This window comes from Vibrio pomeroyi (genome assembly GCA_041879425.1).
Classification (GTDB): domain Bacteria; phylum Pseudomonadota; class Gammaproteobacteria; order Enterobacterales; family Vibrionaceae; genus Vibrio; species Vibrio pomeroyi_A.
On record CP090854.1, the window covers coordinates 292,748 to 315,335 of the forward strand.

General features: G+C 43.5%; 34 protein-coding genes. 28 read left to right on the forward strand and 6 right to left on the reverse strand.

Features of this window, described 5'->3' with window-relative positions; all coding sequences use genetic code 11:
* The first annotated feature begins 17 nt into the window (after nucleotides 1–17).
* Nucleotides 18–1,223 (forward strand): BamA/TamA family outer membrane protein, encoded by a 1,206-nt coding sequence (locus tag L0992_01400; GenBank protein XGB67404.1) that lies wholly within the window; start codon nucleotides 18–20, stop codon nucleotides 1,221–1,223.
* Nucleotides 1,224–1,340: 117 nt separating this feature from the next.
* Here L0992_01400 and L0992_01405 read toward each other — a convergent pair whose 3' ends face one another.
* On the reverse strand, nucleotides 1,341–1,760 hold the full coding sequence (locus L0992_01405) for a secondary thiamine-phosphate synthase enzyme YjbQ (protein XGB67405.1): 420 nt from the start codon (nucleotides 1,758–1,760) through the stop codon (nucleotides 1,341–1,343).
* 326 nt (nucleotides 1,761–2,086) lie between these two features.
* Here L0992_01405 and pgi point away from each other — a divergent pair, with 326 nt between their 5' ends.
* Complete coding sequence (gene pgi / locus L0992_01410) at nucleotides 2,087–3,739, forward strand: glucose-6-phosphate isomerase (protein XGB67406.1); 1,653 nt, start codon at nucleotides 2,087–2,089, stop codon at nucleotides 3,737–3,739.
* A gap of 157 nt (nucleotides 3,740–3,896) precedes the next feature.
* Here the strand turns inward: pgi and L0992_01415 are convergent, their stop codons facing one another.
* The 4 genes from L0992_01415 to L0992_01430 form a co-directional block, all read right to left on the reverse strand.
* Nucleotides 3,897–4,358 carry a chemotaxis protein CheX gene (locus tag L0992_01415; protein XGB67407.1) on the reverse strand — a complete coding sequence of 154 codons (462 nt, stop codon included), beginning with the start codon at nucleotides 4,356–4,358 and terminating at the stop codon, nucleotides 3,897–3,899.
* 17 nt (nucleotides 4,359–4,375) lie between these two features.
* Nucleotides 4,376–4,834 (reverse strand): zinc uptake transcriptional repressor Zur, encoded by a 459-nt coding sequence (zur, locus tag L0992_01420; protein XGB67408.1) that lies wholly within the window; start codon nucleotides 4,832–4,834, stop codon nucleotides 4,376–4,378.
* Between the two features lie 434 nt (nucleotides 4,835–5,268).
* Nucleotides 5,269–6,168, reverse strand: coding sequence for a hypothetical protein (locus L0992_01425; GenBank protein ID XGB67409.1), 900 nt, complete (start codon nucleotides 6,166–6,168; stop codon nucleotides 5,269–5,271).
* Nucleotides 6,169–6,774 carry a helix-turn-helix domain-containing protein gene (locus tag L0992_01430; GenBank protein XGB67410.1) on the reverse strand — a complete coding sequence of 202 codons (606 nt, stop codon included), beginning with the start codon at nucleotides 6,772–6,774 and terminating at the stop codon, nucleotides 6,169–6,171.
* 133 nt (nucleotides 6,775–6,907) lie between these two features.
* On the opposite strand from L0992_01430, the gene L0992_01435 reads away from it, so the two are divergent.
* The 22 genes from L0992_01435 to L0992_01540 all read left to right on the forward strand — a co-directional run bounded on the left by L0992_01435 (nucleotide 6,908) and on the right by L0992_01540 (nucleotide 18,593).
* Nucleotides 6,908–7,162, forward strand: a complete 255-nt coding sequence (locus tag L0992_01435; protein XGB67411.1) for a pyocin activator PrtN family protein — start codon at nucleotides 6,908–6,910, stop codon at nucleotides 7,160–7,162.
* An 11-nt stretch (nucleotides 7,163–7,173) separates the two neighbouring features.
* Complete coding sequence (locus L0992_01440; protein ID XGB67412.1) at nucleotides 7,174–7,368, forward strand: hypothetical protein; 195 nt, start codon at nucleotides 7,174–7,176, stop codon at nucleotides 7,366–7,368.
* A gap of 2 nt (nucleotides 7,369–7,370) precedes the next feature.
* The gene (locus tag L0992_01445; protein ID XGB67413.1) at nucleotides 7,371–7,565 is read left to right on the forward strand and encodes a hypothetical protein; all 195 of its coding nucleotides are present in this window, start codon (nucleotides 7,371–7,373) and stop codon (nucleotides 7,563–7,565) included.
* Between the two features lie 4 nt (nucleotides 7,566–7,569).
* On the forward strand, nucleotides 7,570–9,498 hold the full coding sequence (locus L0992_01450; GenBank protein XGB67414.1) for a hypothetical protein: 1,929 nt from the start codon (nucleotides 7,570–7,572) through the stop codon (nucleotides 9,496–9,498).
* Nucleotides 9,495–9,674 (forward strand): hypothetical protein, encoded by a 180-nt coding sequence (locus tag L0992_01455; protein ID XGB67415.1) that lies wholly within the window; start codon nucleotides 9,495–9,497, stop codon nucleotides 9,672–9,674. The genes L0992_01450 and L0992_01455 overlap by 4 nt, the downstream gene beginning before the upstream one ends.
* A complete protein-coding gene (locus L0992_01460; GenBank protein XGB67416.1) occupies nucleotides 9,674–10,057 on the forward strand; it encodes a hypothetical protein in 384 nt (127 codons plus the stop codon). Before L0992_01455 ends, L0992_01460 begins: the two co-directional genes overlap by 1 nt.
* Nucleotides 10,058–10,528, forward strand: a complete 471-nt coding sequence (locus tag L0992_01465) for a hypothetical protein (GenBank protein ID XGB67417.1) — start codon at nucleotides 10,058–10,060, stop codon at nucleotides 10,526–10,528.
* A complete protein-coding gene (locus tag L0992_01470) occupies nucleotides 10,529–11,188 on the forward strand; it encodes an ATP-binding protein (GenBank protein ID XGB67418.1) in 660 nt (219 codons plus the stop codon).
* A 252-nt stretch (nucleotides 11,189–11,440) separates the two neighbouring features.
* Nucleotides 11,441–12,244 (forward strand): major capsid protein P2, encoded by an 804-nt coding sequence (locus L0992_01475; GenBank protein ID XGB67419.1) that lies wholly within the window; start codon nucleotides 11,441–11,443, stop codon nucleotides 12,242–12,244.
* 10 nt (nucleotides 12,245–12,254) lie between these two features.
* Nucleotides 12,255–12,527, forward strand: coding sequence for a hypothetical protein (locus tag L0992_01480; GenBank protein XGB67420.1), 273 nt, complete (start codon nucleotides 12,255–12,257; stop codon nucleotides 12,525–12,527).
* Between the two features lie 14 nt (nucleotides 12,528–12,541).
* Nucleotides 12,542–12,694 carry a hypothetical protein gene (locus tag L0992_01485; protein ID XGB67421.1) on the forward strand — a complete coding sequence of 51 codons (153 nt, stop codon included), beginning with the start codon at nucleotides 12,542–12,544 and terminating at the stop codon, nucleotides 12,692–12,694.
* Nucleotides 12,691–12,912: a hypothetical protein gene (locus L0992_01490; protein ID XGB67422.1), complete on the forward strand. Its 222-nt coding sequence runs from the start codon at nucleotides 12,691–12,693 to the stop codon at nucleotides 12,910–12,912. The genes L0992_01485 and L0992_01490 overlap by 4 nt, the downstream gene beginning before the upstream one ends.
* A 5-nt stretch (nucleotides 12,913–12,917) precedes the next feature.
* Nucleotides 12,918–13,319, forward strand: coding sequence for a hypothetical protein (locus tag L0992_01495; GenBank protein ID XGB67423.1), 402 nt, complete (start codon nucleotides 12,918–12,920; stop codon nucleotides 13,317–13,319).
* The gene (locus L0992_01500) at nucleotides 13,319–14,011 is read left to right on the forward strand and encodes a hypothetical protein (protein ID XGB67424.1); all 693 of its coding nucleotides are present in this window, start codon (nucleotides 13,319–13,321) and stop codon (nucleotides 14,009–14,011) included. Before L0992_01495 ends, L0992_01500 begins: the two co-directional genes overlap by 1 nt.
* Nucleotides 14,012–14,617, forward strand: coding sequence for a hypothetical protein (locus tag L0992_01505; protein XGB67425.1), 606 nt, complete (start codon nucleotides 14,012–14,014; stop codon nucleotides 14,615–14,617).
* Nucleotides 14,614–14,886, forward strand: a complete 273-nt coding sequence (locus L0992_01510) for a hypothetical protein (protein ID XGB67426.1) — start codon at nucleotides 14,614–14,616, stop codon at nucleotides 14,884–14,886. The genes L0992_01505 and L0992_01510 overlap by 4 nt, the downstream gene beginning before the upstream one ends.
* Nucleotides 14,879–15,727 (forward strand): hypothetical protein, encoded by an 849-nt coding sequence (locus L0992_01515; GenBank protein ID XGB67427.1) that lies wholly within the window; start codon nucleotides 14,879–14,881, stop codon nucleotides 15,725–15,727. Before L0992_01510 ends, L0992_01515 begins: the two co-directional genes overlap by 8 nt.
* Nucleotides 15,728–15,864: 137 nt before the next feature.
* Nucleotides 15,865–16,053 (forward strand): phage tail assembly chaperone, encoded by a 189-nt coding sequence (locus tag L0992_01520; protein XGB68664.1) that lies wholly within the window; start codon nucleotides 15,865–15,867, stop codon nucleotides 16,051–16,053.
* A 17-nt stretch (nucleotides 16,054–16,070) separates the two neighbouring features.
* Nucleotides 16,071–16,490 (forward strand): virion protein, encoded by a 420-nt coding sequence (locus L0992_01525; protein ID XGB67428.1) that lies wholly within the window; start codon nucleotides 16,071–16,073, stop codon nucleotides 16,488–16,490.
* 91 nt (nucleotides 16,491–16,581) lie between these two features.
* The gene (locus tag L0992_01530) at nucleotides 16,582–16,800 is read left to right on the forward strand and encodes a hypothetical protein (protein ID XGB67429.1); all 219 of its coding nucleotides are present in this window, start codon (nucleotides 16,582–16,584) and stop codon (nucleotides 16,798–16,800) included.
* A 247-nt stretch (nucleotides 16,801–17,047) separates the two neighbouring features.
* Complete coding sequence (locus L0992_01535; GenBank protein XGB67430.1) at nucleotides 17,048–18,031, forward strand: hypothetical protein; 984 nt, start codon at nucleotides 17,048–17,050, stop codon at nucleotides 18,029–18,031.
* Nucleotides 18,024–18,593 (forward strand): hypothetical protein, encoded by a 570-nt coding sequence (locus L0992_01540; GenBank protein ID XGB67431.1) that lies wholly within the window; start codon nucleotides 18,024–18,026, stop codon nucleotides 18,591–18,593. Before L0992_01535 ends, L0992_01540 begins: the two co-directional genes overlap by 8 nt.
* 46 nt (nucleotides 18,594–18,639) lie before the next feature.
* On the opposite strand, the gene L0992_01545 is transcribed toward L0992_01540, so the two are convergent.
* Nucleotides 18,640–19,701, reverse strand: a complete 1,062-nt coding sequence (locus tag L0992_01545; protein ID XGB67432.1) for a site-specific integrase — start codon at nucleotides 19,699–19,701, stop codon at nucleotides 18,640–18,642.
* 110 nt (nucleotides 19,702–19,811) lie between these two features.
* On the opposite strand from L0992_01545, the gene dusA reads away from it, so the two are divergent.
* From dusA to L0992_01565, 4 genes are all read left to right on the forward strand, one after another.
* A complete protein-coding gene (gene dusA, locus L0992_01550) occupies nucleotides 19,812–20,813 on the forward strand; it encodes a tRNA dihydrouridine(20/20a) synthase DusA (protein XGB67433.1) in 1,002 nt (333 codons plus the stop codon).
* Between the two features lie 234 nt (nucleotides 20,814–21,047).
* Nucleotides 21,048–21,269 (forward strand): envelope stress response protein PspG, encoded by a 222-nt coding sequence (gene pspG, locus L0992_01555; protein ID XGB67434.1) that lies wholly within the window; start codon nucleotides 21,048–21,050, stop codon nucleotides 21,267–21,269.
* A gap of 135 nt (nucleotides 21,270–21,404) precedes the next feature.
* The gene (locus L0992_01560) at nucleotides 21,405–22,076 is read left to right on the forward strand and encodes a TIGR04219 family outer membrane beta-barrel protein (protein ID XGB67435.1); all 672 of its coding nucleotides are present in this window, start codon (nucleotides 21,405–21,407) and stop codon (nucleotides 22,074–22,076) included.
* 212 nt (nucleotides 22,077–22,288) lie between these two features.
* The gene (locus tag L0992_01565) at nucleotides 22,289–22,519 is read left to right on the forward strand and encodes a hypothetical protein (GenBank protein ID XGB67436.1); all 231 of its coding nucleotides are present in this window, start codon (nucleotides 22,289–22,291) and stop codon (nucleotides 22,517–22,519) included.
* The last annotated feature ends 69 nt before the right edge of the window (nucleotides 22,520–22,588 follow it).

Below are 22,588 nucleotides of genomic sequence, written 5' to 3' on the forward strand. Positions count from 1 at the left end.
GTCTTGTAAGGTAAATTATGTTCAAGCGAACGACTCGACACTGGTTAATGTCAGCAATGGCATTACTCGGTGTTAGCTTTTCTTCTTCAGCCTTAAGTGAAGAAAAAGATACCGCCTTTGTCCCTTTCTATTTCAGCACTGAAACCATGGGTAATACCTTTGGGGTTGCGGGTGTCGCAAAGGGTGTTTGGCAACCTCAAGCAGCTCTGTTTGGTATGGCGCTTTATTCTGACAAAGACAGCTACGTCGGTTTTCTCTCTGCGTTTAACTATGCCTTGTCTGAAAACGTGTTGTTCAGCACTCAGATGTATCAAGCGCGCTTCAACGACAACCCGTATTACATTGGCTCTCAAGGCGATAACGATTCATCCATCGATGACAAAACCATTGCCGATGGTCTAGAACAAAACTATCAGTTCGAATTTAAGTATTTGCTGCCTTGGGGCAATGTGGCAGAGCATGGTTTGCTTGGTGCTTTTCAGCCAATCAAAGATGTGAGTTTTGCTTCGCCAGTCGAGTCGGGTGTCAGCTCGATTATCTTCACGCCTTTTTATACCGCTCGTGAGCTAGAAGGATTAAATAACAGTGAAGAAGCAACAGGCTTTAGTTTAGCGTTTGATTGGGATAACCGTGATAGCACACGTAACCCAACCAAAGGTTCTCATACAAATCTTGAATTCACGACCGGTGCCGATAGTTGGTCTGATGATGACTTGTGGTTGAAGTGGACATTCCAAAATAGTCAGTACTTTGCTTTAGGTCCGTTAGGGGACTTATTCGACCAACAAGTCGTGGCATTTGATTTCTATACGGCTGATACACCAACTTGGGATAACTGCTCTGGTCAAGACTGTGCTCGTCCACCGGAAACGGAGCAAGCTCGATTGGGTGGTTTGTATCGCTTACGCGGCTATACCGGAGGCCGTTATCATGGACGCTCGGCAGTGCATTACTCTGCTGAATATCGAGTGCTTCCAGATTGGCAGCCACTGGGAGATATTCCGCTGATTAACTACTACGATTTGCCTTGGTGGCAATGGGTGGCGTTTGCCGAAGTAGGGCGCGTTGCAGATGAGTACGATATCAAAACACTGCACACGGATATGAAATGGAGCCTTGGCGGCGCGGTTCGTTTCCAAGTGGAAGGCATTGTTGTTCGTGCGGAATTAGCGCGAGGCGGCGATGAAGGGACCTTTAGGGTTATGATAAACCAGCCCTTCTAAACCTTTCGGCCTACAGTAGGCCAAATACTATTTTTATAAGAGTGGTCGTGGAAACGCACCACTCTTTTTTATTAACAAGGCATTGTTTTTATTAAAAAGATCTAGCTTTCAAGCAGTCTACTCACCCTGAATCGTAGCAATCACGGTTCGGCTTCCACCACAATCTCGATGTTCACCTAAGTAAATACCCTGCCATGTTCCCAAAGCTAAACGACCGTTGGTGATAGGGATTGTCACACTGTTGCCAAGTGTCGATGCTTTAATATGAGCTGGCATATCATCATCGCCCTCATAGGTGTGTCTGTAGTAGGGTGCTCGCTCTGGGACAAACTTATTGAAGTGCGATTCCATATCACTACGGACAGTCGGATCGGCGTTCTCATTCAGCGTTAGGCTGGAAGAGGTATGCTGAATAAAGAGATGTAATAAACCAACAGATAGAGAATTGATATCGTGTATCTGTTGTTCAATTTCATCAGTAATGAGATGGAATCCACGCTTTCGTGCATTTAGGTGTATAGTCTTCTGAATCCACATACGCCATCCTTTATAATGTATTTGGAAAAAAAGTGGTTTAACGCTATCTTTTGAACTTGAATTTATCAGGTCTCGCTCACATTTAATTATGTTAGAGCTAGAGTCTGCTCCGATCTTTCTGTCAGGAATTCGAATCCTGATTTATCTCAAGGTGCAGCTCTTCATATACGGCATAATACGTCGTGAAAAAAAATTACAAAGAATCTTTCAGTGGTGACGCGATTTGGTCATCACAGAAAAATATAAACTTTCGCCTAATCGGGGGTTCTATTCATCACCCAGGTGGCGTTTAGAATAAAACCTACAGTAACATCGGGATAGATACCATGTTGAAAAATATCAACCCAACGCAAACACAAGCGTGGAAAGCTCTAACTGCACATTTTGAGTCTGCTCAAGATATGGATATGAAAGAGCTATTTGCTCAAGATGCAAAGCGTTTCGAGAGCTTTTCTACTCGCTTCGGTTCAGACATCTTAGTGGATTACTCTAAGAACCTAATCGACGCTGAGACTATGCAGCACCTATTTGCTCTTGCAAACGAGACTGAAGTTAAGTCTGCAATTGAAGCTATGTTTGGCGGTGATGCAATCAACAAGACTGAAGGTCGTTCAGTACTTCACACAGCTCTACGTAATCGTAGCGACAACCCAGTAATGGTTGATGGCAAAGATGTAATGCCTGCTGTTAACGCTGTACTAGCAAAAATGGAACTGTTCACGCACCGCATCGTTTCTGGTGAGTGGAAAGGTTACACAGGTAAAGAGATCACTGATGTTGTGAACATTGGTATCGGCGGTTCGGACCTTGGTCCATACATGGTGACTGAAGCGCTAACACCATACAAAACTCGCCTAAACATGCACTTCGTTTCTAACGTAGACGGCACTCACATCGTTGAGACGCTTAAGTCTCTGAACCCAGAAACAACGCTATTCCTAGTTGCATCTAAAACATTCACTACTCAAGAAACAATGACGAACGCGCACTCTGCACGTGATTGGTTCTTGGCTGAAGCGGGTGACAACGCACACGTTGCTAAACACTTCGCAGCACTATCAACAAACGCAACAGCAGTAGCTGAGTTTGGCATTGATACTGACAACATGTTCGAATTCTGGGACTGGGTTGGTGGTCGTTACTCACTATGGTCTGCGATCGGTCTTTCTATTTCTCTTTCTGTAGGCTTCGATAACTTCGTTGAGCTACTAGAAGGTGCTCATGAGATGGATAACCACTTTGCTTCAACAGAGTTTGAAAGCAACATTCCGGTAATCCTTGCGCTTATCGGAATTTGGTACAACAACTTCCACGGTGCTGAGTCGGAAGCTATCCTACCTTACGACCAATACATGCACCGTTTCGCTGCGTACTTCCAGCAAGGCAACATGGAATCAAACGGTAAGTTTGTAGACCGTGAAGGCAATCCAGTAGAGTACCAAACAGGTCCTATCATCTGGGGTGAGCCGGGTACAAACGGCCAGCACGCTTTCTACCAACTGATCCACCAAGGCACTAAGCTGATCCCATCAGACTTCATCGCGCCTGCTATCAGCCACAACCCAGCCTCTGATCACCATCAGAAGCTGATGTCTAACTTCTTTGCTCAAACTGAAGCTCTAGCATTCGGTAAGACAAAAGAGACAGTAGAAGCTGAATTCCTAGCAGCTGGCAAAACAGCTGAAGAAGTAGCTGAGCTAGTACCTTTCAAAGTATTTGAAGGTAACCGCCCAACTAACTCAATTCTTGTTAAGCAAATCAACCCTCGCTCTTTAGGTAACCTAATCGCGATGTACGAGCACAAGATCTTTGTTCAAGGCGTTATCTGGAACATCTTCAGCTTCGACCAATGGGGTGTAGAACTTGGTAAGCAACTAGCAAACCAAATTCTTCCAGAGCTTGCTGACGATGCTCAAGTAACATCTCACGACAGCTCAACTAATGGTCTAATCAACGCATTTAAAGCGCTTAAAGCTTAATTGAGTTGATATCTTAAAAAGAAACGCCAACCTTCGGGTTGGCGTTTTTGTATCTGCAGAGTAAGCAATGGTTAAGTTGCAGGTAATAAAAAAGCTGACATATCTGTCAGCCTCTTAAATACAACGTCAGCCTTCTAAATATTCGTAGTGGCGACTTTTATTCGAAACAAATCTCGATGAAGGCATTACCCCATTGAGATGAGAAAGGCATGATGATGATCGCCCCATCACACTTGTGACGAATCGTGTGGCCTTTACCTGAAACCACGATTGGCGTTGCCATGTCGAAGTCAAAGCCGCTTTCAGCAAGAATACGTTTTGCACCGCCTGTTACCATGTTAGTGATTTCACCCACCATATCGGTCACTTCTTCGTTCAAGCCGTTTGGTCGTTCACCTAGCATGTTTTCCATGATTTCGAGAGCGAGACCTTCATCGAAGGTGATCGACATCGAACCACGAGATTGTGTACCCACCATGCCAATCAGGCCAGATACATCACCACGAGCGATTTCATCTTTCTTCACTCTTGGTTTTTGTGGCTTCAATTCTAGAGAAGCCATCGTTTTTAATACGTTCATCAAAGAAGCTAAAAACGGGTTTACAAATTCAGCGCGCATAATGTTCTTCTATAATCTTATTCTTTCATCTCAGAGGAGCAGCTTTGGCAAATGCCATGTGATTCAATGACATGATTGGTCAATTGAAAGCCATGCTTCTCAGCGTTACTCGCGAGTAGAGTGACAAGCGCATCGTCTTGCAGCTCTATCACAGTGCCACATTTATCGCAGATCAGTAGTTGAGAGAAATGTTTGTCGGCATTGCAAGAACAGCAGCATATAAAGCTATTGGTTGACTCAACTCGGTGAATGAAACCTTGTTCTAACAAGAAATCTAAAGCGCGATAAACCGTAGGTGGTTTGGCTTGTGGTTCACTGACTTTCAACTGCTCTAACAATTCATAAGCACTGGAGGCTTTTTTATTAGAGAGAATGAGCTCAAACACTCGCTTTCTCTGAGGCGTTAATCGAACGCCTCGCGATGCGCATATCCCTTCAACTTGCTCTATTAATGTGTGGTCCAAATTTTTCACCATTCAATCGGCCATCCCTATTCAAACTCTATTTCTAGGTTACTACGTTTTGGGGGCCAATGATTTCTATTAAAGTCAGGTACAGAGCGTATTGTGACCCACGACTTTGAATAAGACAAGGTAACTCAAAATGACAGTGTGACTCAAGGCATAACTGATTAGTGAGGTTGAATTAGAGATCTGGTGAATAGGTTTATAAAAAAAGTGTGAGGCAAAGTTCATATAGCACAAACAGGGCATAGCATTTACAATAGCCGACCTTGCTTTTGCTGGGTATTCCAGCATATTTTTTTGACTCGCTACTAGGGTACTTTGCCATGACACATTCATGTAGGTTGTCCGTCGCTCCAATGCTCGATTGGACTCACTTTTAAGTAATACCGGTAGTTAGAAGCAAGTCATACGTACTAAATATGTACTACGTTTAAATTTTGTAATTAGCCTCCGATTAGTTTCCCTTTGTTCTTGTTTAAATCTCCAGTCGTGATAGTTAGGTTGCCTGATCTGAAATCTGACTTTGTTTGTTCTATAAAGCCCTTTGGTATAGGTATTTTTATGTAACCAAATGCGGATATTGAAATAGGCTCTGCTCCACAAGAATGAATTTCGGTTTTCCACGTGCATGTGTCAGAAGCTTTCTCAAATGAAATTGATAAGATGGTTTCTGCTTTGTCATGGTTGTTAAGCAAAATAAGCACTTCTTTATTGCTAGAGGATGTGGGCTCTTTATCATGCGTAAAAAAATAATTGAATGAACGATGGTATTTAAGGATTAGATTAAGCGCACTGATCAGTAGGCTAGATATACCTACACAAGCGACAACTAACGCTAGGCTTGTGGCAAAGCGCTTTTGACTTTCATCGATGAGCTTCTGAATTTCTTGTCGTTCTCTTTGTTTTGTCTTGGAGTTTTTCTCAAAATTATTGGCTAGGTCATCTAAGTCATCTATTGCAGTTTTATAGGCTTCGAGACCAGCTTCCTGTCTTTTAAAGAACTTCTCAATTTTTTGCTCTGGGGTCATTGCCTCTTGTGCTTTTGGCTCTTCAACCTGACTAATGCCTTTGTCTGTTGAGAGCAAATCATTCTTTTTTTCAATGTTATCGAAATCACCTTCACTTTCATGAGTTTCAAAGGCCAATGACTTAATCACTATTGATAGTTTATCAACTTGAGTAGTGACTATTTTGTCAAATATTGAAGTATTTAGTGCTCTCAACCTAGAGTCATAGCGGTCAATATCTCTAGATGCATCGTACAAATCATATGTTTTGATGCACCCTGTAAGAACAACGATGGTGAATATTATCCACCAAGCAGATAGCGAATATTTCCTCATTTACATTCTCTGCCCTGACCAAACTACCTCACCGATGATCTCGAAGTCGTTACCTTTAATCTCTTCTTTTCCAAGTTCCCATGCTTCATAGGCACTGTTGTCACTGACTACCTTGATTCCGTTTGGTAGAAATTGAAGTCTCTTCACCATCAATCGATTGTCATATCTGAATACGTAAATCCCATCAGTAGAAAAACCATCAACACGGTTCACCATTACAACGCTCTGATTCTTAAGAGTTGGGATCATGCTGTCACCGCGAACGGGCATCAGGAAGATATTGTTTGGGTTAAAGCCAAGCTCTTGCCTAATGAATTTCTCACTAAAAACCATTGCGCTAGATTCTTCTTCTTTCTCAACAAGCGCACCTTGTCCTGCACTCACTTCGATATCGAAAAACTTCAACGCAATGTAGCCAGTCGGCAAACTGACGGCTTTTTGTGATAGCTGTCTAGCTTTGAGGAATATTTTTTCAGGGATATTCTGACGCTCTCTCCACGTATAAATCGTCTTCGGAGATATCTCCAAAACCTTTGCTAGCTCTGCGTTTGTAGAGGTATTCGTAACCTCTTTTAATTTCCTCAAACTTAACTCAAATTCGCTCATTATCGCCTCAATTCTTCAAAAATGTGTTGAAATCCAAAAGTAATGCCTCATAATTAACTCAAATCGACTTTGAGGAACTCTGAGGAATTGTGAATTAGTTGCAATTACCTCAAGTGTACTACATGGAGGAATTATGAACACAAGATTTGCTTTGCTTGCGCGATTTGAAAACCCAACGGTTGAACTTAAACAAATCAGCCAAGAGTTTTTTGGCATCACACCCAAGACGGCAGAACAGAAAGCCAAAGGCTGTGATTTTCCCGTTCCTACTTTTAAGTTGCGCAATTCAGAGCGCAGCCCCTCGTTGGTCAAGATTGAAGACTTGGCGGCATACATCGATAAGCGTCATGCAGAGGCCAAGCAAGATTGGCTATCAGTAAACGGATAAGAGGATTGAATATGAATAACGTAACGACACCGGTTCATAGCATTAACGTAGATTTTTCTCATTCAAGTGAAGCTAAAGAGCTTTTCATGATTGTTAAAGGTCGTTTGTCTTGGTTAAGCCCATCCTCACCTGAATTTGAGTTTCTACACCCGATTTATGATCAGCTAGTCGAAGCTGCAACATTATTGGAAAGTTTGGAGGAATAGACATGCAGGTATCTGACCCTATTCACCTACCTTGTCCCGATATGCTTGGCATGGTTGACCCAAAACCGGAACTACGTGAGCGCTCTATTCATTTGATAGAGCAACTACGTGAGAAACACGGTTTGGCGAAGCGTTTAAAGCGCAAAGCTAGACCGATGAATTACCAATGTTCAACAAGCAGTTGTTCAGGGTGGTAACTGAATGAATCACTTATATGAGCCGCAAGGCGATCGTGAAATAACGAATATCTTGAGCCCACACGATGTGGGCTATGTAACTGCCTTGGCGCAAGATGTTGCGACAACTGAAAAAAATATAGCCGCTATCGAGAGCGGTTTTTTTAGTGCTCCAAATTCTGATTGGATGGAAAGTGAGCAAAACAAGCTGCATGCAATGGAGCAAGTTCACTTTCATAGAACGAAAGAATCAGCGGAAACTTGGCAGTTAGTTCAAGACGGGAAACTAACGTTAATCACCCCTGAGTATTTCAAGAAAACTAAGCGCGGAGCGCACGCCGTAGGCGTGGAAACACTAGGCTTGTCAAAGGGCGGCAAAGTCCGACACGACAAAAGACGCCACTTGGATCGCTTTACTACCCGCTCACGCCGCCTAAAACCGCGCTCAAAAAGCCAAAGTGTTCATGTTGAGTCACAGCACTACGGAATTGAACAAAACGCGCCACAAGTCGGATGGGTGCGAGATAAAGACCGAAATCGTCTTGATTACATCCCCAAAGGGCAAAGTCGAGCTTACTTGCTCAAGCGAGAGTGGGCTCAACAGGTGAAATTGCAAGTCACTTACCACCCAAGCCCAAGCGATGCGCCGCAATCACCAACGGGTGAGCGTTTCACTGAAAAGTTGAGTTCAAACGCAGTTAAGAAAATCTTTGAGGCGGGGGCGTATGTCGCTACTTGTCATGGCGGTTTTACTACGTTTTTGACCTTAACTTTTACCGAAGAACAGCGAAAGCATTTGTTCAGCGGTGAAGCGCTGACCGATGAGGGTTTAGCGTATTGCCCCATTCAAACCACCATAGGCAAAGAAGTATCTCGTTTTCTAGATGGCCTTAAAAAAATGTATCAGCGCGGTTTTGAATATCAACCATCAGAGGTGGGTGAGCTTTCACTTACTGACAAAGTGGTTGTGCAGGGTAATCAAGGGCGACCATTGAAAGCTATCTGGAGAACGAAAGACGAAAACAAGCAGATTCGAACGCATACCCAAGAGCTACACGGAGCAACGAAAAAGCCTTTCGACTTTCATTATGTTTGGGTTGCTGAATGCCCTGCGAATGAAAACGGTGAGCCGAATCCACACGTTCATATTTTATTGAATTACCACGTACCAAAAGAACATTTTCAAGGGTGGGCAAAACGTGTTGAACGGCTTTGGGGTCATGGCATGGCAAATCTTCAACGCATTCAGCACAAAGACGCGGCGGCGGGTTACCTGATCAAGGCGATCGGTTATGCCGCGAAAGGTAGCAACGCTGACCAAGGTTTAATTAAAGGTAATCGCTATAACATCGCCCGTTGTAGTCGCGCCCCTGAGTGGGAGGCTCTAGCGAGTTTCGATGTTTCTAACATGACGGGAATTATCAAAGAGTGCGGGTATCGATTAGAGCAATGGAAAGCACCGATTAAGCGGGATATTGCTCGAAAGCAACTCAAATTAAATGAGGCTAAAAAGGCCGCAGATATAAATAAAAAACAACGCAAGTTTGATGCCGTTGGCAAGCTTAATCGGTTAATGAAAAAGCTCGGCAGCGAAGTTAGAGAAGAGAAAGAACGCTTGAGCAGTCGTGGTGTATTTGCCAGTTCGGACAACCAATTCTCTATCAGTTTTGAGGGGGAGACTTGCGAGCAAAAGGCCAATCAATTTTTAGAGTGGGCGGCAGGGGCTCGCGGTTGGAGTATGACGACCGAGGATGCGTATTTAGATGATATACGCCTTGAAGCAAAAGACCGCTACCGCCAAGCCTTTCAACGTTGGCAAGTCAATCAGGCTAATTGGTTAAGTCTGCTAAATCAGGATTTGCCACCAATACCACCTTACGAAATTCAACAAGAGCTACTCGGTCAGGCCATGAACGAAGTAGAGCAATATTATCAACAACAGGTAATCCAATGACGGAAAAAACACTGCAAAGCGAAACAACCCGTTTGCTTAATGAAATGGATTCGGAATCGCAAGCATATAAGCCCCCAATGGGATTTGGTTTTATCAAACCTTGGTTAGTGAAAACTATTTGGCTTTTTAAAGCCTTTAATCAACGTCTAGACGCATTAGAAAAGGAAAACGGCTAATGGAAAATGAAACCCAAATATTAGGTTATGTGCAATGCCGAACTTGCTCACAACCAAAAGCGATTAAGCAAGGCAAAGGAAAACGCGCGGCGTTTGTTCATGGCCGTTGTGAATGTGGGCCTGATACGCGAACAGGTAAAGCGGCTCAAGCCGAAATGAAAGCGTTTAAATCCTTGCAAGAAGTTCAAGCCGATATCGAAGCAATCAATAACCCAGTTGTGGAAGCACAACCAATGGCAATTGAACCGGAAAAAGATACGGAATCTAAACCAAAAAATGAGAGTGAGCCAAAGCCAATCACAACCGTTAAATGCGTTGGTATTGGTGCAATGCTTGGCTTGTTCTTCGGTGGTGTAATCAAAACAATCAAAGTGGTGGCGTAAATGGAACAAACAGAACAACTAGACCAAATCGAAATTGAAGAACTAGAGCAGCATGACGAAAGTGAAGAGCTTGCTTTGTTGGCCGAACTGGGCGAAGAAGATTTCGACCCTTCCCAATCCGAACAAAAAACCGATGCTAAACAAGCAGCACTATTGGCAGGCGAAGCAACGGCAAGTGCGGTTCTTGGCGTGACAGAGCAAATGCTAAAACAGTTTGGTCACCAAGAGTTTGCTTTTGATGCTGAACAAGCTCAAAGCGTTGCAAGTGCAGCCGCGCCGTTGTTCGTTAAATATGGTGGTGAACTTCCACCGTGGTTAGCTCATTACAAAGAAGAACTGTCATTTGTGATCGCAGCTGGCGCACTCGGTTTTACTTCGTTTAACCAAATCAGAACCCTTAAAGCGATTGATGAAGCGAAAGAGGTAAACCCTCAAGAGACAGAATCAGAGGGAAAAGAGGAAGTGCAATAAATGCAACCAATTAACCCAAATAATGCCCTTAAGAATGGTCACGTGTTTGCGGTTGGTATGAGCGGCAGCGGTAAAACCTCTGCCGCTAAAAAGCTGTTTATCAAATCTACCGACCAAGTAGCTATGTTTGATCCAATGGGCGACTACAGCGGAAGGCTAGCAGGGCGAGTGGTGCGCGGTTATTCCAGTATTAAGGAGTTTGCCGCCGCACTGATTGCAGGACGTAAAACAAAGCAGGGCTTTAAGATTGCGTATCAACCAACTCATGAAACCACATCAAAGGACTTCGATAAGTTTTGTCAGGTCGTTTGGGCTATGGGGAACGGAAAACATACCAAACCATTAAAAATTATTTGTGAAGAGGTAGCCGAGCATAGTGAAAATGCGGGTAAAGCGGTTGGCTATCATGGAAAGATATTGCGCTTAGGTAGGAAGTTTAACCTACACACTATCAACCTGTTTCAACGTGGTCAGGAAGTCTCGAAGACCATTATTGATAACTGTCAGCATGCTTGTGTGATGATGCAAAAGACCAAAGCCAGTGCTATCTATTTGGAAAAAATGACCGGAATCCCCTCAGATGCGATCGAGCAACTCGACCCGCTTGAGTATCTACTTCAAGACGGGAAAGCATTCAAAAAGGGCGTTATCCGGTGGTAGTTTGTGATTCAAGTCTCATTTAAACCAAACCTAAACCAAATAAGTATTAGGAATCCAAACCAAATCATTTGTTTAAGTAAAGGCCGTCCAATGTTGGGCGGTCTTTTTTATAGGAAAACAAATGGCAGGTTTTACACCAAAGAAATTAGCAGTCATTGCAGTGCTAGCAGGCATTGTGGCAGCAGGTGTTGTTTGGGCTTCAAACAACGTTGATGCTGTTGAAGACCAAATCGGTTAAGGGAGTTAGTTACTATGTCTACTCCAACTAAACTGAACTCTTTTACGGGTACGGGCTACGGTGAGAAAGCTACGTTAACCATTCCGATTGGTCCTACGTACGATGAGATTTTTCTCGAAACCAATCTTAGTGCGGCTCAACTTCGACGCGTAACCATCAGCTTGAATGCGGATGAAATTATCGTTCTTGATGGTGAGCTGATTAAAAAGATTGAAGCGTACAAAGGTCTTGCTCAAACGGATGGTTTTTTCACAATTCCATTAGCTGATATTTCTGCAAAAACTAAGAACGGGGTTCGTTACACGGGTCTTGTGACTGAAGCGGGTGACAATATCACTCTGGAAGTTGAGATTGCTGATTCTACTCAAGACAACGCGCCTGCTATCAAGCTTCAAGCGTGGGCAACAGTGTCAGCGCGTCAGCCTGCTCGTGTTGTTATCCCACAAATCAAAAAGCAGACGATGCAAGCAAGCTCAACAGAAAATGAGTTTCTTGATCTCGTTTCTGGTCCTCTTCATTTAGTGCGCCGCATGCACTTCATGAGTGATCAAATCCACTCTCTACAAATCTATCGTGATTTCGTGAAAGTGCATGATTCAAGCCGTGCGCTTGAAGATATGCGCGCCAAACGAAACCGCCGTTTTTGGCAGTCGGGTTGTTACCACTTTGACCCAATCATGCGTGGCTTTTATATCGATGAGCTGTTTCCTACGGCGCACGGCTCCGAGCTGAAATTCACTGTGAAAACCAATAAGCCTGTTGGCTCAATTCCAATCATTGTTGAGTCGGTGCTCGTTGTTCGCCCTGACTTAGTGTAGGGGGTGACTATTGGCTTTTTGGGATGACTTAACGGACTTCGGTTCTGGTCTGCTTGATGACGTTGGCGAAGGGATGGGCAACTTGATTGATGTCGCGACCAAAGACGACTCATCGAAAAATGCAGGTACAACGCAACAGCCACAACAGACAGTAAAAGATAATCACGGCAACGCGGTTACGGGTTCCTCTCTACAGAGTAACGACAAAACCCTTTTGTATGTGGGCGGTGGTATTGGTGCTGCGGTGCTTTTACTTGGTCTTATCGTGGTTTTGAAAAACTAACAGGAGGAAGAGTTATGCCATTAATTGTGGTTCTTCCTCTGTTAGCGGGTGGTCTTGGTTTTGGTGCGGGTTTCTGGTCTGGAAGTAGCGCAACCAAGCTATTAAAAATCGGTGCCGTTGGTGGCGGTTGCTATGTGACTTATCGAGTCATTAAGGGGAACAAATGATACCAGGTATCGGTGGTGGCTTGAGTGCAGGCGGTTCTATGCCAATTAGTGCCGGAGGCGGCGCAGCTGGACCAAGTGAAGCAACTGGCACCAACTCAATTGGCGGGATTCGAAATGGAGCGATCAACTTTGGTGGTAGTGCGGGGCAAAAGCTCGCGCAAAACATACCGTTTGTGTTGTTAGCTGTTGGCATTGCGTGGGTGGCGTTTAAGAAATGAATTTTATGTTGATTAGACCCACTCGCGCAGATATTGCCGCTCAGTTTTCGCTAATTAAATCCGCGTTTAATGGGGTGTCACAAGCTAAGGCTGAATTTGATTTTTGCTGTGATGCGGTGAAAACCAAACGAGCCAGTTTTTATCACTTGAAAGGGGTAGGCGTTTCGGTTCGCTTTGTGGGCTTCGTCACCAGTGACAATGATTATTTGATTCTAGCAATGACAGGTAAAGGGCTAGTGAAAGCTGCGCCTTGCATCATTGAAGCGGTGAAATCTCAAGGGTATCGCTCAATCAAATATCACACGGTTCGCCGTGGCATGGTGCGAATACTTGAGCGTTTCGGTTTTTCGGTTTCGGGTAAGTCAGGCCGTGAGTCTGTCTTATCCCTTGTTTTGGAGAATGACTAATGGGCGGAGGTGGTAGCAGTTCAAGTAAGAACGTAACCAACACCACGAACACGAGCGGCACCAGTGCCATTAGTGGGGATAACCTTGGTGTCGTTCTCTCTGGCATAAATGGCAACGTTGGCAATATCTCTATGACTGATCACGGCTCAGTAAAAGCCGCGTCAGAAATAGCGAAACGGGCGATGGATAGCAATAGTGCCGCAATGGATAAAGCAGCACGTTTAGGTTCGGATGCACTCCGAGCTAATGAACATGCGGTCGATGAGTCGTTTGATTTTGGTCGCGACGCTATCAAGTCAAACGAGAATGTCAGTAAAGAGGCTCTTAAGTTAAATGGCCAAATTGCTTCTGATTCGATTAAGGCAAATAAAGACTCATTAAGAGCGGCATTAGATAACGGTCAGGAATCAATATCTAAGGCATTCGTCTTTGGTGAGAAAGCTTTAGAAAACAGCCGCCGAACTAGTGAAAAGGCGTTAGACAATATGCGCTCGAACAGCGCGGATACAACGTCAGCCATTAAATCTATGGCAGCACAATCGGGAGAAAACGCCCGAGCTGCGTTGGCTATGGCAGAAAACACCGCATCACGCAGTCAAACGGGTAGCTCTGGTGATATCAGCAAGGTGGCAATTGCTGTTGCCATTTCTTTTGCTATCGCAGGTGTTGCTCTTGCGTTCAAGGGGGACTAGATGAAAGCGATAACTTTAGAACCTAGTGCAGTAAAGCGTTTTGGTGTCGGTTCAGCTCGTTTACTGATAGTTCGTGAAGCTCAGGAATATTTGTATGTCCGAAGCGATAACGGCGAAAAAATCCGTGTAGATGCAGGCGATACGTTAGACGTTTCAAGCTTTAAAGAGCTTGAGATATCTAACCCACACGCCGCACCTATTCGTGTTGTATATCAGCTGACTAAGCAGAACCTAAAAACAACGCCGCCTGCTAACGTGAAATTTGCTGAATCTATGGCTATCAGTGAAGTGCGCTCGGTTGTCACGACCCGACAAGAGATTGCACAGCGCTTTATTAGTCGCGATCACATTCTTATTCAGCCAAACAACAAAGTTCGTTTAGTTAATGCTTCGGTTACACGACTAGAAGCGATTATTCAGAACATCAGTGATGCAGAAGCCGAGGCGATGCTCGGTGACTCGCATGTTTCTGCTGTAGTGGGTTTACCCGTTTTAGGTGATCGCATAGCACCCGCAGGAATCACACTGACGGGTGGCGGTGAACTGTGGGCGTATAACAACAGCAATACACCATTAAAACTGGCACTGATGGAGGTTCACCGATGAGCCACTTCATGCCACGTCGAGCGGTCGTGAAATACGACCCGCTCACCGAACACTTAAAGAACCTACAACCTGATCAGGTAGACGCGTTGGAAATGATGCGTGGCGTATACAGCAATCAGGTATCACTAAGCTCGGCGGTAGTCTCATTACAACGCCACGCTTTCAATTCAGATAATGATGTTTACGAACTGGCAGACAGTGTTGCAGCTAATACGTTGCCACGCCTGCAGAACGTAGCGGAAGAAATGGAGAAAGAACTCAATGAGTGATTTTACGGCAATCGGGCAACTTGTGACCGAAGCCCGAAACCTACTAGATAGCATCAAGGGTGGTGCTATTCGAACCATGCAAACGCAGTTTGATGCGTTGAAGCAAGTGATTACGACTGATGGTGCAAAGGTTGTTTCTGATGTTGATTCACTTGGGCGCAGTAAGTTGCAACAGCTTGATTCTGAGCTAGCCCGAGTTAAACAAGGTGTAGATATTCAAACGCTAGGAGGCCAAGGACGTTACGTCACTGAAATTACAGTGAATGGCGATAAGGATACTTTCTACCCTGTGTATTTCATTTTACCAACGGGTGATGAAACTGAAATTCAGGTTTACCGACATTATTCATGGAATAACAAAAATTCAGGCGCTCAAGCGGGAGATTTTGATACTACACACGTTGCGTCAGCTCTCGTAGTTCTTAAAGGCCAAGCTTACCCATGGAATGGTGACGCTAATTACTTACGAACCGTTGTTAATTATCAGCGATACCGCCAAACCGTCTCGAATATAGCCTTCAGTGCGTATTGCCTTGCGGAGAAAAAAGATCCATTGGGCGCAGATACTGGATACAACAGAGCGGGGCTAGGTTATGTGGCGAGCCGCAAGTCTGGATTTATGTTGCGTGGAGGGAAACTCAAATACCAGATTATTTCAAATAAGCCCCTGAAGTTTTCGTTACTCAATGACGGAGAGGTTATTGAGAGCTCTAGTGCATCAAATACCAATGTTAATTGGATAGCTAAAACTTTACCGCTGGAATCGGTTGAGACAGGTGACCGAGCAAACAAACACTCAACAACTTACATCGGACATAAGACACCAGAGGTGAGCGCATGATCAAACAGCTAACTTTTAACTCAGAAACTCTTATTAACGTCCCTGCGGATAAAACTATTCTTCTTGAACTTGGCTTATCAGAGTTGGAAGCTGACAGCGTATTAGCTGAGCATGAAAGTGCTCAAGAGCTAGTTGCCATTCGAGAGCATCGTGCCCCGCTATTGGTTGAAGCTGATCACTTAGTCAACCTTGCATTGGATAGTGAAGTCGAGATCACACCATTTCGCCGGTATCGCCAACAACTTCGCGATATTACTCAAACCTACAAGACGCTTAAGGATGTGGTATGGCCTCAAAAACCATCATTGCCGCAAGCGTCTGCATAATTGGGGGGCTAGCCTACATGACATATAGAAAAACTCTGCCGCGTGGTGTGCGTAACAACAACCCGCTAAATATTCGTGAATCCAAAGGTGATCGCACTCAGTGGGACGGTGAGCATTTACTTGACTTAGATAAAAGCTTTGAAGAGTTCAAACATCCTGTCTATGGCTTTCGAGCGGGAGCGCGTGTTCTTCGTAGCTATTCACGACAAGGCTTTCAAACCTTGAGCGAAATGATAAACCGTTTCGCTCCGTCAGTGGAGAACGACACCGAGCTATACATCAAACACGTTAGCGAGTGGACGGGCATCGGTCGTAATCAGGTTGTCGATGTGAACAACAACGAACAGCTAGCAAAGCTATTACATGCAATGAGTCGTAAAGAAGTCGGGAGCTATTACGGGTTAAGTATGGCGCGTGAAGGAGTCGCTATGGCATGACCAAAGAAGATTACAAGAAAATAGCTATTACCGTAGTAGGTGGCGTTCTCGCCGCCTACACCATCAAGTATTTACGACAGAGCAAATTATTATGAAAAGCTTACTAGAAAAAATCGGCATCGACCTTGACCAACCATCGACCAAAAAGGGTTTAGCGTTATTGGGCGCGGGAGCGGCTTTGGTATCGGGTCACCCTGAACTTATCACCGCGAGCGTATCGGCAGAAGGTGTTCAATTTGGTGGCATTATTGGCGCAAGTGCTCCAATAGTATTTGGCCTATGGGAAACCCTACGGAATGAGTTCAAGTAATTATGGTTGAGATTTTACAGTACTTAACTTCGATGGGGTTGCCACCATCCATGATCGTTATCATTGGAATGTTTTGGCGACACAATAACCGCCTTATTCGTTTGGAAACTAAGGTTTTAGACTAATGTGAGTTTGCTTTGCCAAAATAAATTTTGTCAATTTCTTGCACAGAATCATGTTTCATTATGTTTGTTAAGTAGTATATTACGCAAATTAATGCATTTGGGCACTTATTGGAACTTGACGAATGAAAAATAATGAAAGAATGATTCAATATTTTGACATGGACTTTTTTGGCAAAACTTACGCGCCAGATATTAAACATGATCTTGCTTGCCCAAGGACTCTTGATGAGCTTATGAAAGAGATGGAATCTCTCCGAGAGTTAGACCTCGCAAGAAAGAAAATTACCACAAGATCGAAGCGAGAGTTTCGTTTAGAAGATATGGAAGAGCTAGACGACTGTTGGGTAATGCTTATTAATATTGTTGATACAGAGGCAGCGCATCCAGTGACAAATATCATTGGTGGCGGTGATGCAGATCGACGCGTGATTAAGCTTACAGATACCAAGGGTCTTGAGTCTTCAGCTCATCTTATTATTTATAAAGAAAAAAATGCAGCAGGTAAGCACCTGACTTTGTTTGAGAAATGCCCATCTATTTCGTTTTATAAAGCAGCGTCATTTTTAAACTATTTGTTTAAGCAGTCGGCAAAGCATTTTGATGCCGAGTATCGCGTCCCACACCCTTCAGGTGCAGATGATAAGACGATGAAACTTTATTGCGTTGTGAACTTCTTAGCTCACCCTTCTGAAGACTTTAGACAAGAGCTTGAGAATGGAGTTATCAACGAGATCACACTAACTAACGATATGGAATCTGTAAGAGGTTACGACTCAAAGAAGCACCCAGAACTCAAAGAAACTCAAATAAAGATGAATGTATCAAAGTTTGATGTATTGCGTAGTGGCGGGAACTGGAAGCATGTAAGAAGAGCTATTGAAATTGGAGATAGCATCGATTCACCGTTCGTAAGAGTTGCGTTTTCTGATAGCACAGGGGCAGGCCATACTGCTACACTTAGTACAGATACCGGTCAGCTTTGGAAAGCTGATAAATATGTGAAAAAACGTAAGATTGATGGGTTTGGAAATGCTTTGAGAACCGCATTTCCTGTCATTAACACGAACATTAGAAACAAAATGTTAGAGTTGGTAGAAAATGGGTAGATTAAGACAATTTGGCGCTATTTTTTATCAGTTAACTAGACCTTTGTCATACTTGCGGATTAAGCATGCAGACAAATGGGTTTATGACTGGTTAGCTCCTATTGTTTTAACGGCAGTCACTTGTGTGATAATTTATTTTTTTATTCCAGTGAGTGATGTCGTTAAAGGCAGTGGGTTGATTGATAGCATCAACGGCTTCATTGGAAATTTACCGGGCTTTTTTATTGCTGGTTTGGCTGCTGTAGCTACGTTTAACAAACATGATATTGATCAGTTAATGGATAACCCTCCTACGATTGAAATTATGCATCATGGTTATCCATTAATGATAGAAATGACACGCAGACGCTTTTTGTGTGTTCTATTTTCCTATCTAACTGCAGTGAGTATTTTCTTAGTACTTTGTACAAAGATTGCTTTAGCGATTACTGTCCCGAGTGAATGGTTCATCCCCGCAGCGTGGGTTGGGATTGTTGGTTTTTTCTTCCTGTTATGGCAAATGATTCTAGCTACAGTTCTAGGGTTATATTACTTAGGTGAAAGACTCCATACTCCTCAATAAATATAAGTGAACAGATAAAAGTGTTGCCGATAACGGCAACACTTTTTTATTTCCTGTGTAGTTTATGTGGAAATAGCTGCGTATATACTTGCCACAAAATGTTTAGGTTTCTATGCCCAGTTACTTGGGCTACTTCTTCAATTGAGTAGCCCTTTTCAAACAGTCGACTGGCTCCCTCTCTTCGTAAGTCGTGATACCTTAAATCCTCAATACCTAATTCGTTTCTCACTCTTTGAAACCCTGCGCTAACACTTCGTGAGTTGTATGGGAAAATGAGTTCGCCTTTGTTCGGTTGTTTCAGTGCGATCTCAAATGACTCACCAAGTAGTGGAACAATCATGTGGTTACCTTCTTTTTTCCTTGGGTCTTTTCTGTCTCTGACAAGAATTGTTTTATGTTCTTGGTTGAGGTCTTCCCAACGAAGCTTGCAGACTTCGCCAATTCGCATGCAAGTGAGAATGCTAAACTCAAGAATGTCGGTGAACGGGATTCGAGTTTTGCCGTTTGGCCGGAAAGACTCACGTTGTTCTAATCCAAGCTTTAAGCGTTTTAGTTCTTCGGAAGTTGGGCGGCGTGTTCGTTTCTGGCTTTTACCTATTAGTGCCATATCAATGAGAACCGGAATTGCTTCATCAAATATCTGAAAGTTGGCCGCGATATTGAACACAGGCTTTGCTTTTTTCATCACAGAACGGAGATAAGCAACATCGTGATAGACCGTTGCACCGCCAGCTCCTCCACCTTTTCTATTTTTACAGTGTTGGATTAAGTCGCTAGTTCTTAGCTTGTCGCTTTCAATCTTGGATATGTCACAGTCACGAAGAAGCTTAATTACGTATTGCTTCGTTCGTCCTGTTTTATCCCATAAATCAGGCTCTTCCATAAACTTGTCCAGAAGTACGTACAACGGTACGGATTTCTGTCCGGATTCGTCAGGGTTTTCTAGCTCAAGAACCCGCTTGTTTGCATAGGTTCTAGCGAGTTCTTTTTTCCTGAATGTTTTCGATTCCCTGTGTATAATCGCCGAATTCTTTTTGACTACAATGTCCACTGTGAAGCGTGATTCACCGCTTTTTAGTGTTCTTTTTTTAATGCTAAATGATGCCATTCGTCCTACTCCATCGATACGTACTATATGCGTACTGAAAGGGTGAGTTTGGGGCAACTCTAGCAAGTTGCTGTATATATATACAGTATATAGATTTCGAGTAACACCTTATGAAACCTGACAATACTAGTAAATACGCGGCTAACCGCTTATCCGTTGCACCCATGCTCGATTGGACTGACCGCCACTGTCGTTACTTTCACCGTTTGCTTTCTCAGCAGACTCTTCTGTACACGGAAATGGTAACAACGGGCGCGATCTTACATGGTAAGGGCGACTTTCTAGAATACAACGAGCAAGAACACCCTCTTGCACTTCAACTTGGTGGTTCAAACCCTGTTGATCTCGCTGCTTGTGCAAAACTTGCTGGTGAGCGCGGCTACGATGAAGTGAACCTAAACGTAGGTTGCCCTTCAGACCGAGTTCAAAATGGTCGCTTTGGGGCGTGCCTAATGGCAGAGCCTGAGCTGGTGGCTGATTGTGTATCAGCAATGAAAGAAGTGACTGATATTCCAATCACAGTGAAAACGCGTATAGGTATCGATGATCAAGATTCTTATGAGTTTCTAACTAAGTTTGTTTCTACGGTTTCTGAAAAAGGCGGCTGTGAGCAATTTACTATTCATGCTCGTAAAGCATGGTTGAGTGGCCTTAGCCCGAAAGAGAACCGCGAGATCCCACCGCTAGATTACGATCGTGCATACCAAATCAAGAAAGACTTCTCTGATCTTGTGATTGCTGTGAATGGTGGCATTACTACTCTTGAGCAAACTAAAGAGCACTTGCAACACCTTGATGGTGTGATGATCGGTCGTGAGGCTTATCATAGCCCGTTTATCTTGGCTGAAGTTGATCAACAGATTTTTGGTTTGGATACGCCAATTAAGAAGCGCTCACAAGTAGTTGAAGAGATGTATCCGTACATCGAACGTGAACTTTCAAACGGTGCAAGCCTAGGGCACATCTCTCGTCATATGCTTGGTTTATTCCAAAGCATGCCGGGCGCAAGACAATGGCGTCGTTACATCAGTGAGAATGCGCATAAGAAAGGCGCGGGCATTGAGGTGGTGCAGACAGCATTGGCTAAGATCCCTAAAGAGCTAAACGTATAACCTCCCTCTAAGTTAAAAGTTCGAGCTTAAAAGCCCAAGATTTAAACCTAAGGTTAAATTCGCCATTAGAGGCTAAATTTACCATTGATGGTTTCTTTAAAAGCCACGCATTAAGATGTGTGGCTTTTTATTTACCTGATAAATAAGGGTTTTATTGTTTTTACTAACTTGGTATGGAAGCTGCAATGTTAGAAAGTAGGAAAGATAGGTCATTAACTCATTAGGGAGACCATTATGTTTGAATTAATCTTTGTTCTTATTTTCGTAGCAACTCTGCTTGTCACTGGTATTACGTTTATGACGGTATTGGCCGCAACTGGTGTAGCACTGTTAGTCATGTTGGTCTTGGGTATGATGAGTGTCGTGTTTAAGTTGTTGCCTTGGTTGATTGTGATTGCAATTGGTGTGTGGTTTTTCAAAAACTATGTACACAGTTCTAACCAAAGACGTTACTAACGTCATGGTGCCGTCAAATCTTTATTCACCAGCGGTTTATCGTTCTAGTCTTTAAGATGTGTGATAGAATTTTCCCCAATAATCTATGAATGTGCATACACTTAGCACAACGATATGGAATTGGAGCTATCTCAAATGAATAAAATGCCATTAATTGCTTTAGTGGGAATGCTATCTTTAAGTTCGGCAGTCGCTGCTGAAGAAGAGTTTTCTTACACGGCTAAAGTCGGTGCCGATATGTGGTGGGGAAGTACCAAGCTAAACGAAGTGAGACAAGACGAAGATTCTAACTCTCCTTCTGTGTATTTCGCATTTGAGCATAATGCCCCAATGCTGCCAAATGCTAGCTTCCGTTATACGTCTATTGATACGGATGCGTTGGCCTTTGATAAGTACGACTACACGTTTTACTACACTCTGCTAGAACACAAGTTGATGAACTTTGATGCGGGTGTGACGTTTACTCAGTATTCAAACTCTAATTACATCGAACCAATAGCGACAGGCGCGAAAACATCAACTTTTGATGAATTTACGTGGAGCTTCTACGGCAACGCAGAGATCAACGTTCCTGATACCAATTTCGATATCATTGGTACGATGGAGTTCGGTGATAGCAGCGGCATTAAGAGCACGGACTTAATGGCAGGTGTTCAGTACCGAATCCCTGTGTCAGAATCTGAAATTGCTCTGCGTGGTGGCTACCGTGTTATCGACCTAGACTCAGATGAGTTCTTTAAATCTGATCTAGGTAAAAGCTTTGTCATGGTAGATGGCTGGTTCGCTGGTGCGGAAGTACGCTTCTAAGCGATTAAAGCTTATTTTGAAAAGCATTTAGAACAAATTTTAAAAACGCTACTTTATTAAGTGGCGTTTTTTTATATCTATTGGTTACTTAGGTATATATCTTTCTGGAATTAGTTAGCACATTCATCACTTTCGACCATCCTTATACAGAGAGCTGATTAGCGTCTATTCTTATAGAGTCTATGTTGTGAGGTCAAAGCAAGGGATGGAATATGACACTCAATGAATTACGAAATTTATATCGAGAAAATCTGCTAGTGGAAGCGGTCATAGAGCCCTCAATACAAGAAGGGTCTTGGGTTGTAGAGTTTCGCCATATGGGAGGCGGCTTTGTTCTGCTCACTGATGTTCATGGTGAGGAGTGCCATTATGCGGATCTAGACTTAGCATCTAAGTCGGCAATGGCGGTGGGCTTTCAACAAGTTCGTATTGAAAACCAGTAGCCAATTTATCTATTCAATCGCTTTTTACTTCCAAAAAGTTATAAAACATACTTTTCTATTCTTTCTTGT

Bases quoted from the DNA above. Each gene is read 5' to 3' on its own strand.
- L0992_01400 (XGB67404.1), top strand. From the start codon at position 18: ATGTTCAAGCGAACGACTCGACACTGGTTAATGTCAGCAATGGCATTA.
- L0992_01405 (XGB67405.1), bottom strand. From the start codon at position 1,760: ATGTGGATTCAGAAGACTATACACCTAAATGCACGAAAGCGTGGATTC.
- pgi (XGB67406.1), top strand. From the start codon at position 2,087: ATGTTGAAAAATATCAACCCAACGCAAACACAAGCGTGGAAAGCTCTA.
- L0992_01415 (XGB67407.1), bottom strand. From the start codon at position 4,358: ATGCGCGCTGAATTTGTAAACCCGTTTTTAGCTTCTTTGATGAACGTA.
- zur (XGB67408.1), bottom strand. From the start codon at position 4,834: ATGGTGAAAAATTTGGACCACACATTAATAGAGCAAGTTGAAGGGATA.
- L0992_01425 (XGB67409.1), bottom strand. From the start codon at position 6,168: ATGAGGAAATATTCGCTATCTGCTTGGTGGATAATATTCACCATCGTT.
- L0992_01430 (XGB67410.1), bottom strand. From the start codon at position 6,774: ATGAGCGAATTTGAGTTAAGTTTGAGGAAATTAAAAGAGGTTACGAAT.
- L0992_01435 (XGB67411.1), top strand. From the start codon at position 6,908: ATGAACACAAGATTTGCTTTGCTTGCGCGATTTGAAAACCCAACGGTT.
- L0992_01440 (XGB67412.1), top strand. From the start codon at position 7,174: ATGAATAACGTAACGACACCGGTTCATAGCATTAACGTAGATTTTTCT.
- L0992_01445 (XGB67413.1), top strand. From the start codon at position 7,371: ATGCAGGTATCTGACCCTATTCACCTACCTTGTCCCGATATGCTTGGC.
- L0992_01450 (XGB67414.1), top strand. From the start codon at position 7,570: ATGAATCACTTATATGAGCCGCAAGGCGATCGTGAAATAACGAATATC.
- L0992_01455 (XGB67415.1), top strand. From the start codon at position 9,495: ATGACGGAAAAAACACTGCAAAGCGAAACAACCCGTTTGCTTAATGAA.
- L0992_01460 (XGB67416.1), top strand. From the start codon at position 9,674: ATGGAAAATGAAACCCAAATATTAGGTTATGTGCAATGCCGAACTTGC.
- L0992_01465 (XGB67417.1), top strand. From the start codon at position 10,058: ATGGAACAAACAGAACAACTAGACCAAATCGAAATTGAAGAACTAGAG.
- L0992_01470 (XGB67418.1), top strand. From the start codon at position 10,529: ATGCAACCAATTAACCCAAATAATGCCCTTAAGAATGGTCACGTGTTT.
- L0992_01475 (XGB67419.1), top strand. From the start codon at position 11,441: ATGTCTACTCCAACTAAACTGAACTCTTTTACGGGTACGGGCTACGGT.
- L0992_01485 (XGB67421.1), top strand. From the start codon at position 12,542: ATGCCATTAATTGTGGTTCTTCCTCTGTTAGCGGGTGGTCTTGGTTTT.
- L0992_01490 (XGB67422.1), top strand. From the start codon at position 12,691: ATGATACCAGGTATCGGTGGTGGCTTGAGTGCAGGCGGTTCTATGCCA.
- L0992_01495 (XGB67423.1), top strand. From the start codon at position 12,918: ATGTTGATTAGACCCACTCGCGCAGATATTGCCGCTCAGTTTTCGCTA.
- L0992_01500 (XGB67424.1), top strand. From the start codon at position 13,319: ATGGGCGGAGGTGGTAGCAGTTCAAGTAAGAACGTAACCAACACCACG.
- L0992_01505 (XGB67425.1), top strand. From the start codon at position 14,012: ATGAAAGCGATAACTTTAGAACCTAGTGCAGTAAAGCGTTTTGGTGTC.
- L0992_01510 (XGB67426.1), top strand. From the start codon at position 14,614: ATGAGCCACTTCATGCCACGTCGAGCGGTCGTGAAATACGACCCGCTC.
- L0992_01515 (XGB67427.1), top strand. From the start codon at position 14,879: ATGAGTGATTTTACGGCAATCGGGCAACTTGTGACCGAAGCCCGAAAC.
- L0992_01525 (XGB67428.1), top strand. From the start codon at position 16,071: ATGACATATAGAAAAACTCTGCCGCGTGGTGTGCGTAACAACAACCCG.
- L0992_01530 (XGB67429.1), top strand. From the start codon at position 16,582: ATGAAAAGCTTACTAGAAAAAATCGGCATCGACCTTGACCAACCATCG.
- L0992_01535 (XGB67430.1), top strand. From the start codon at position 17,048: ATGAAAAATAATGAAAGAATGATTCAATATTTTGACATGGACTTTTTT.
- L0992_01540 (XGB67431.1), top strand. From the start codon at position 18,024: ATGGGTAGATTAAGACAATTTGGCGCTATTTTTTATCAGTTAACTAGA.
- L0992_01545 (XGB67432.1), bottom strand. From the start codon at position 19,701: ATGGCATCATTTAGCATTAAAAAAAGAACACTAAAAAGCGGTGAATCA.
- dusA (XGB67433.1), top strand. From the start codon at position 19,812: ATGAAACCTGACAATACTAGTAAATACGCGGCTAACCGCTTATCCGTT.
- pspG (XGB67434.1), top strand. From the start codon at position 21,048: ATGTTTGAATTAATCTTTGTTCTTATTTTCGTAGCAACTCTGCTTGTC.
- L0992_01560 (XGB67435.1), top strand. From the start codon at position 21,405: ATGAATAAAATGCCATTAATTGCTTTAGTGGGAATGCTATCTTTAAGT.
- L0992_01565 (XGB67436.1), top strand. From the start codon at position 22,289: ATGACACTCAATGAATTACGAAATTTATATCGAGAAAATCTGCTAGTG.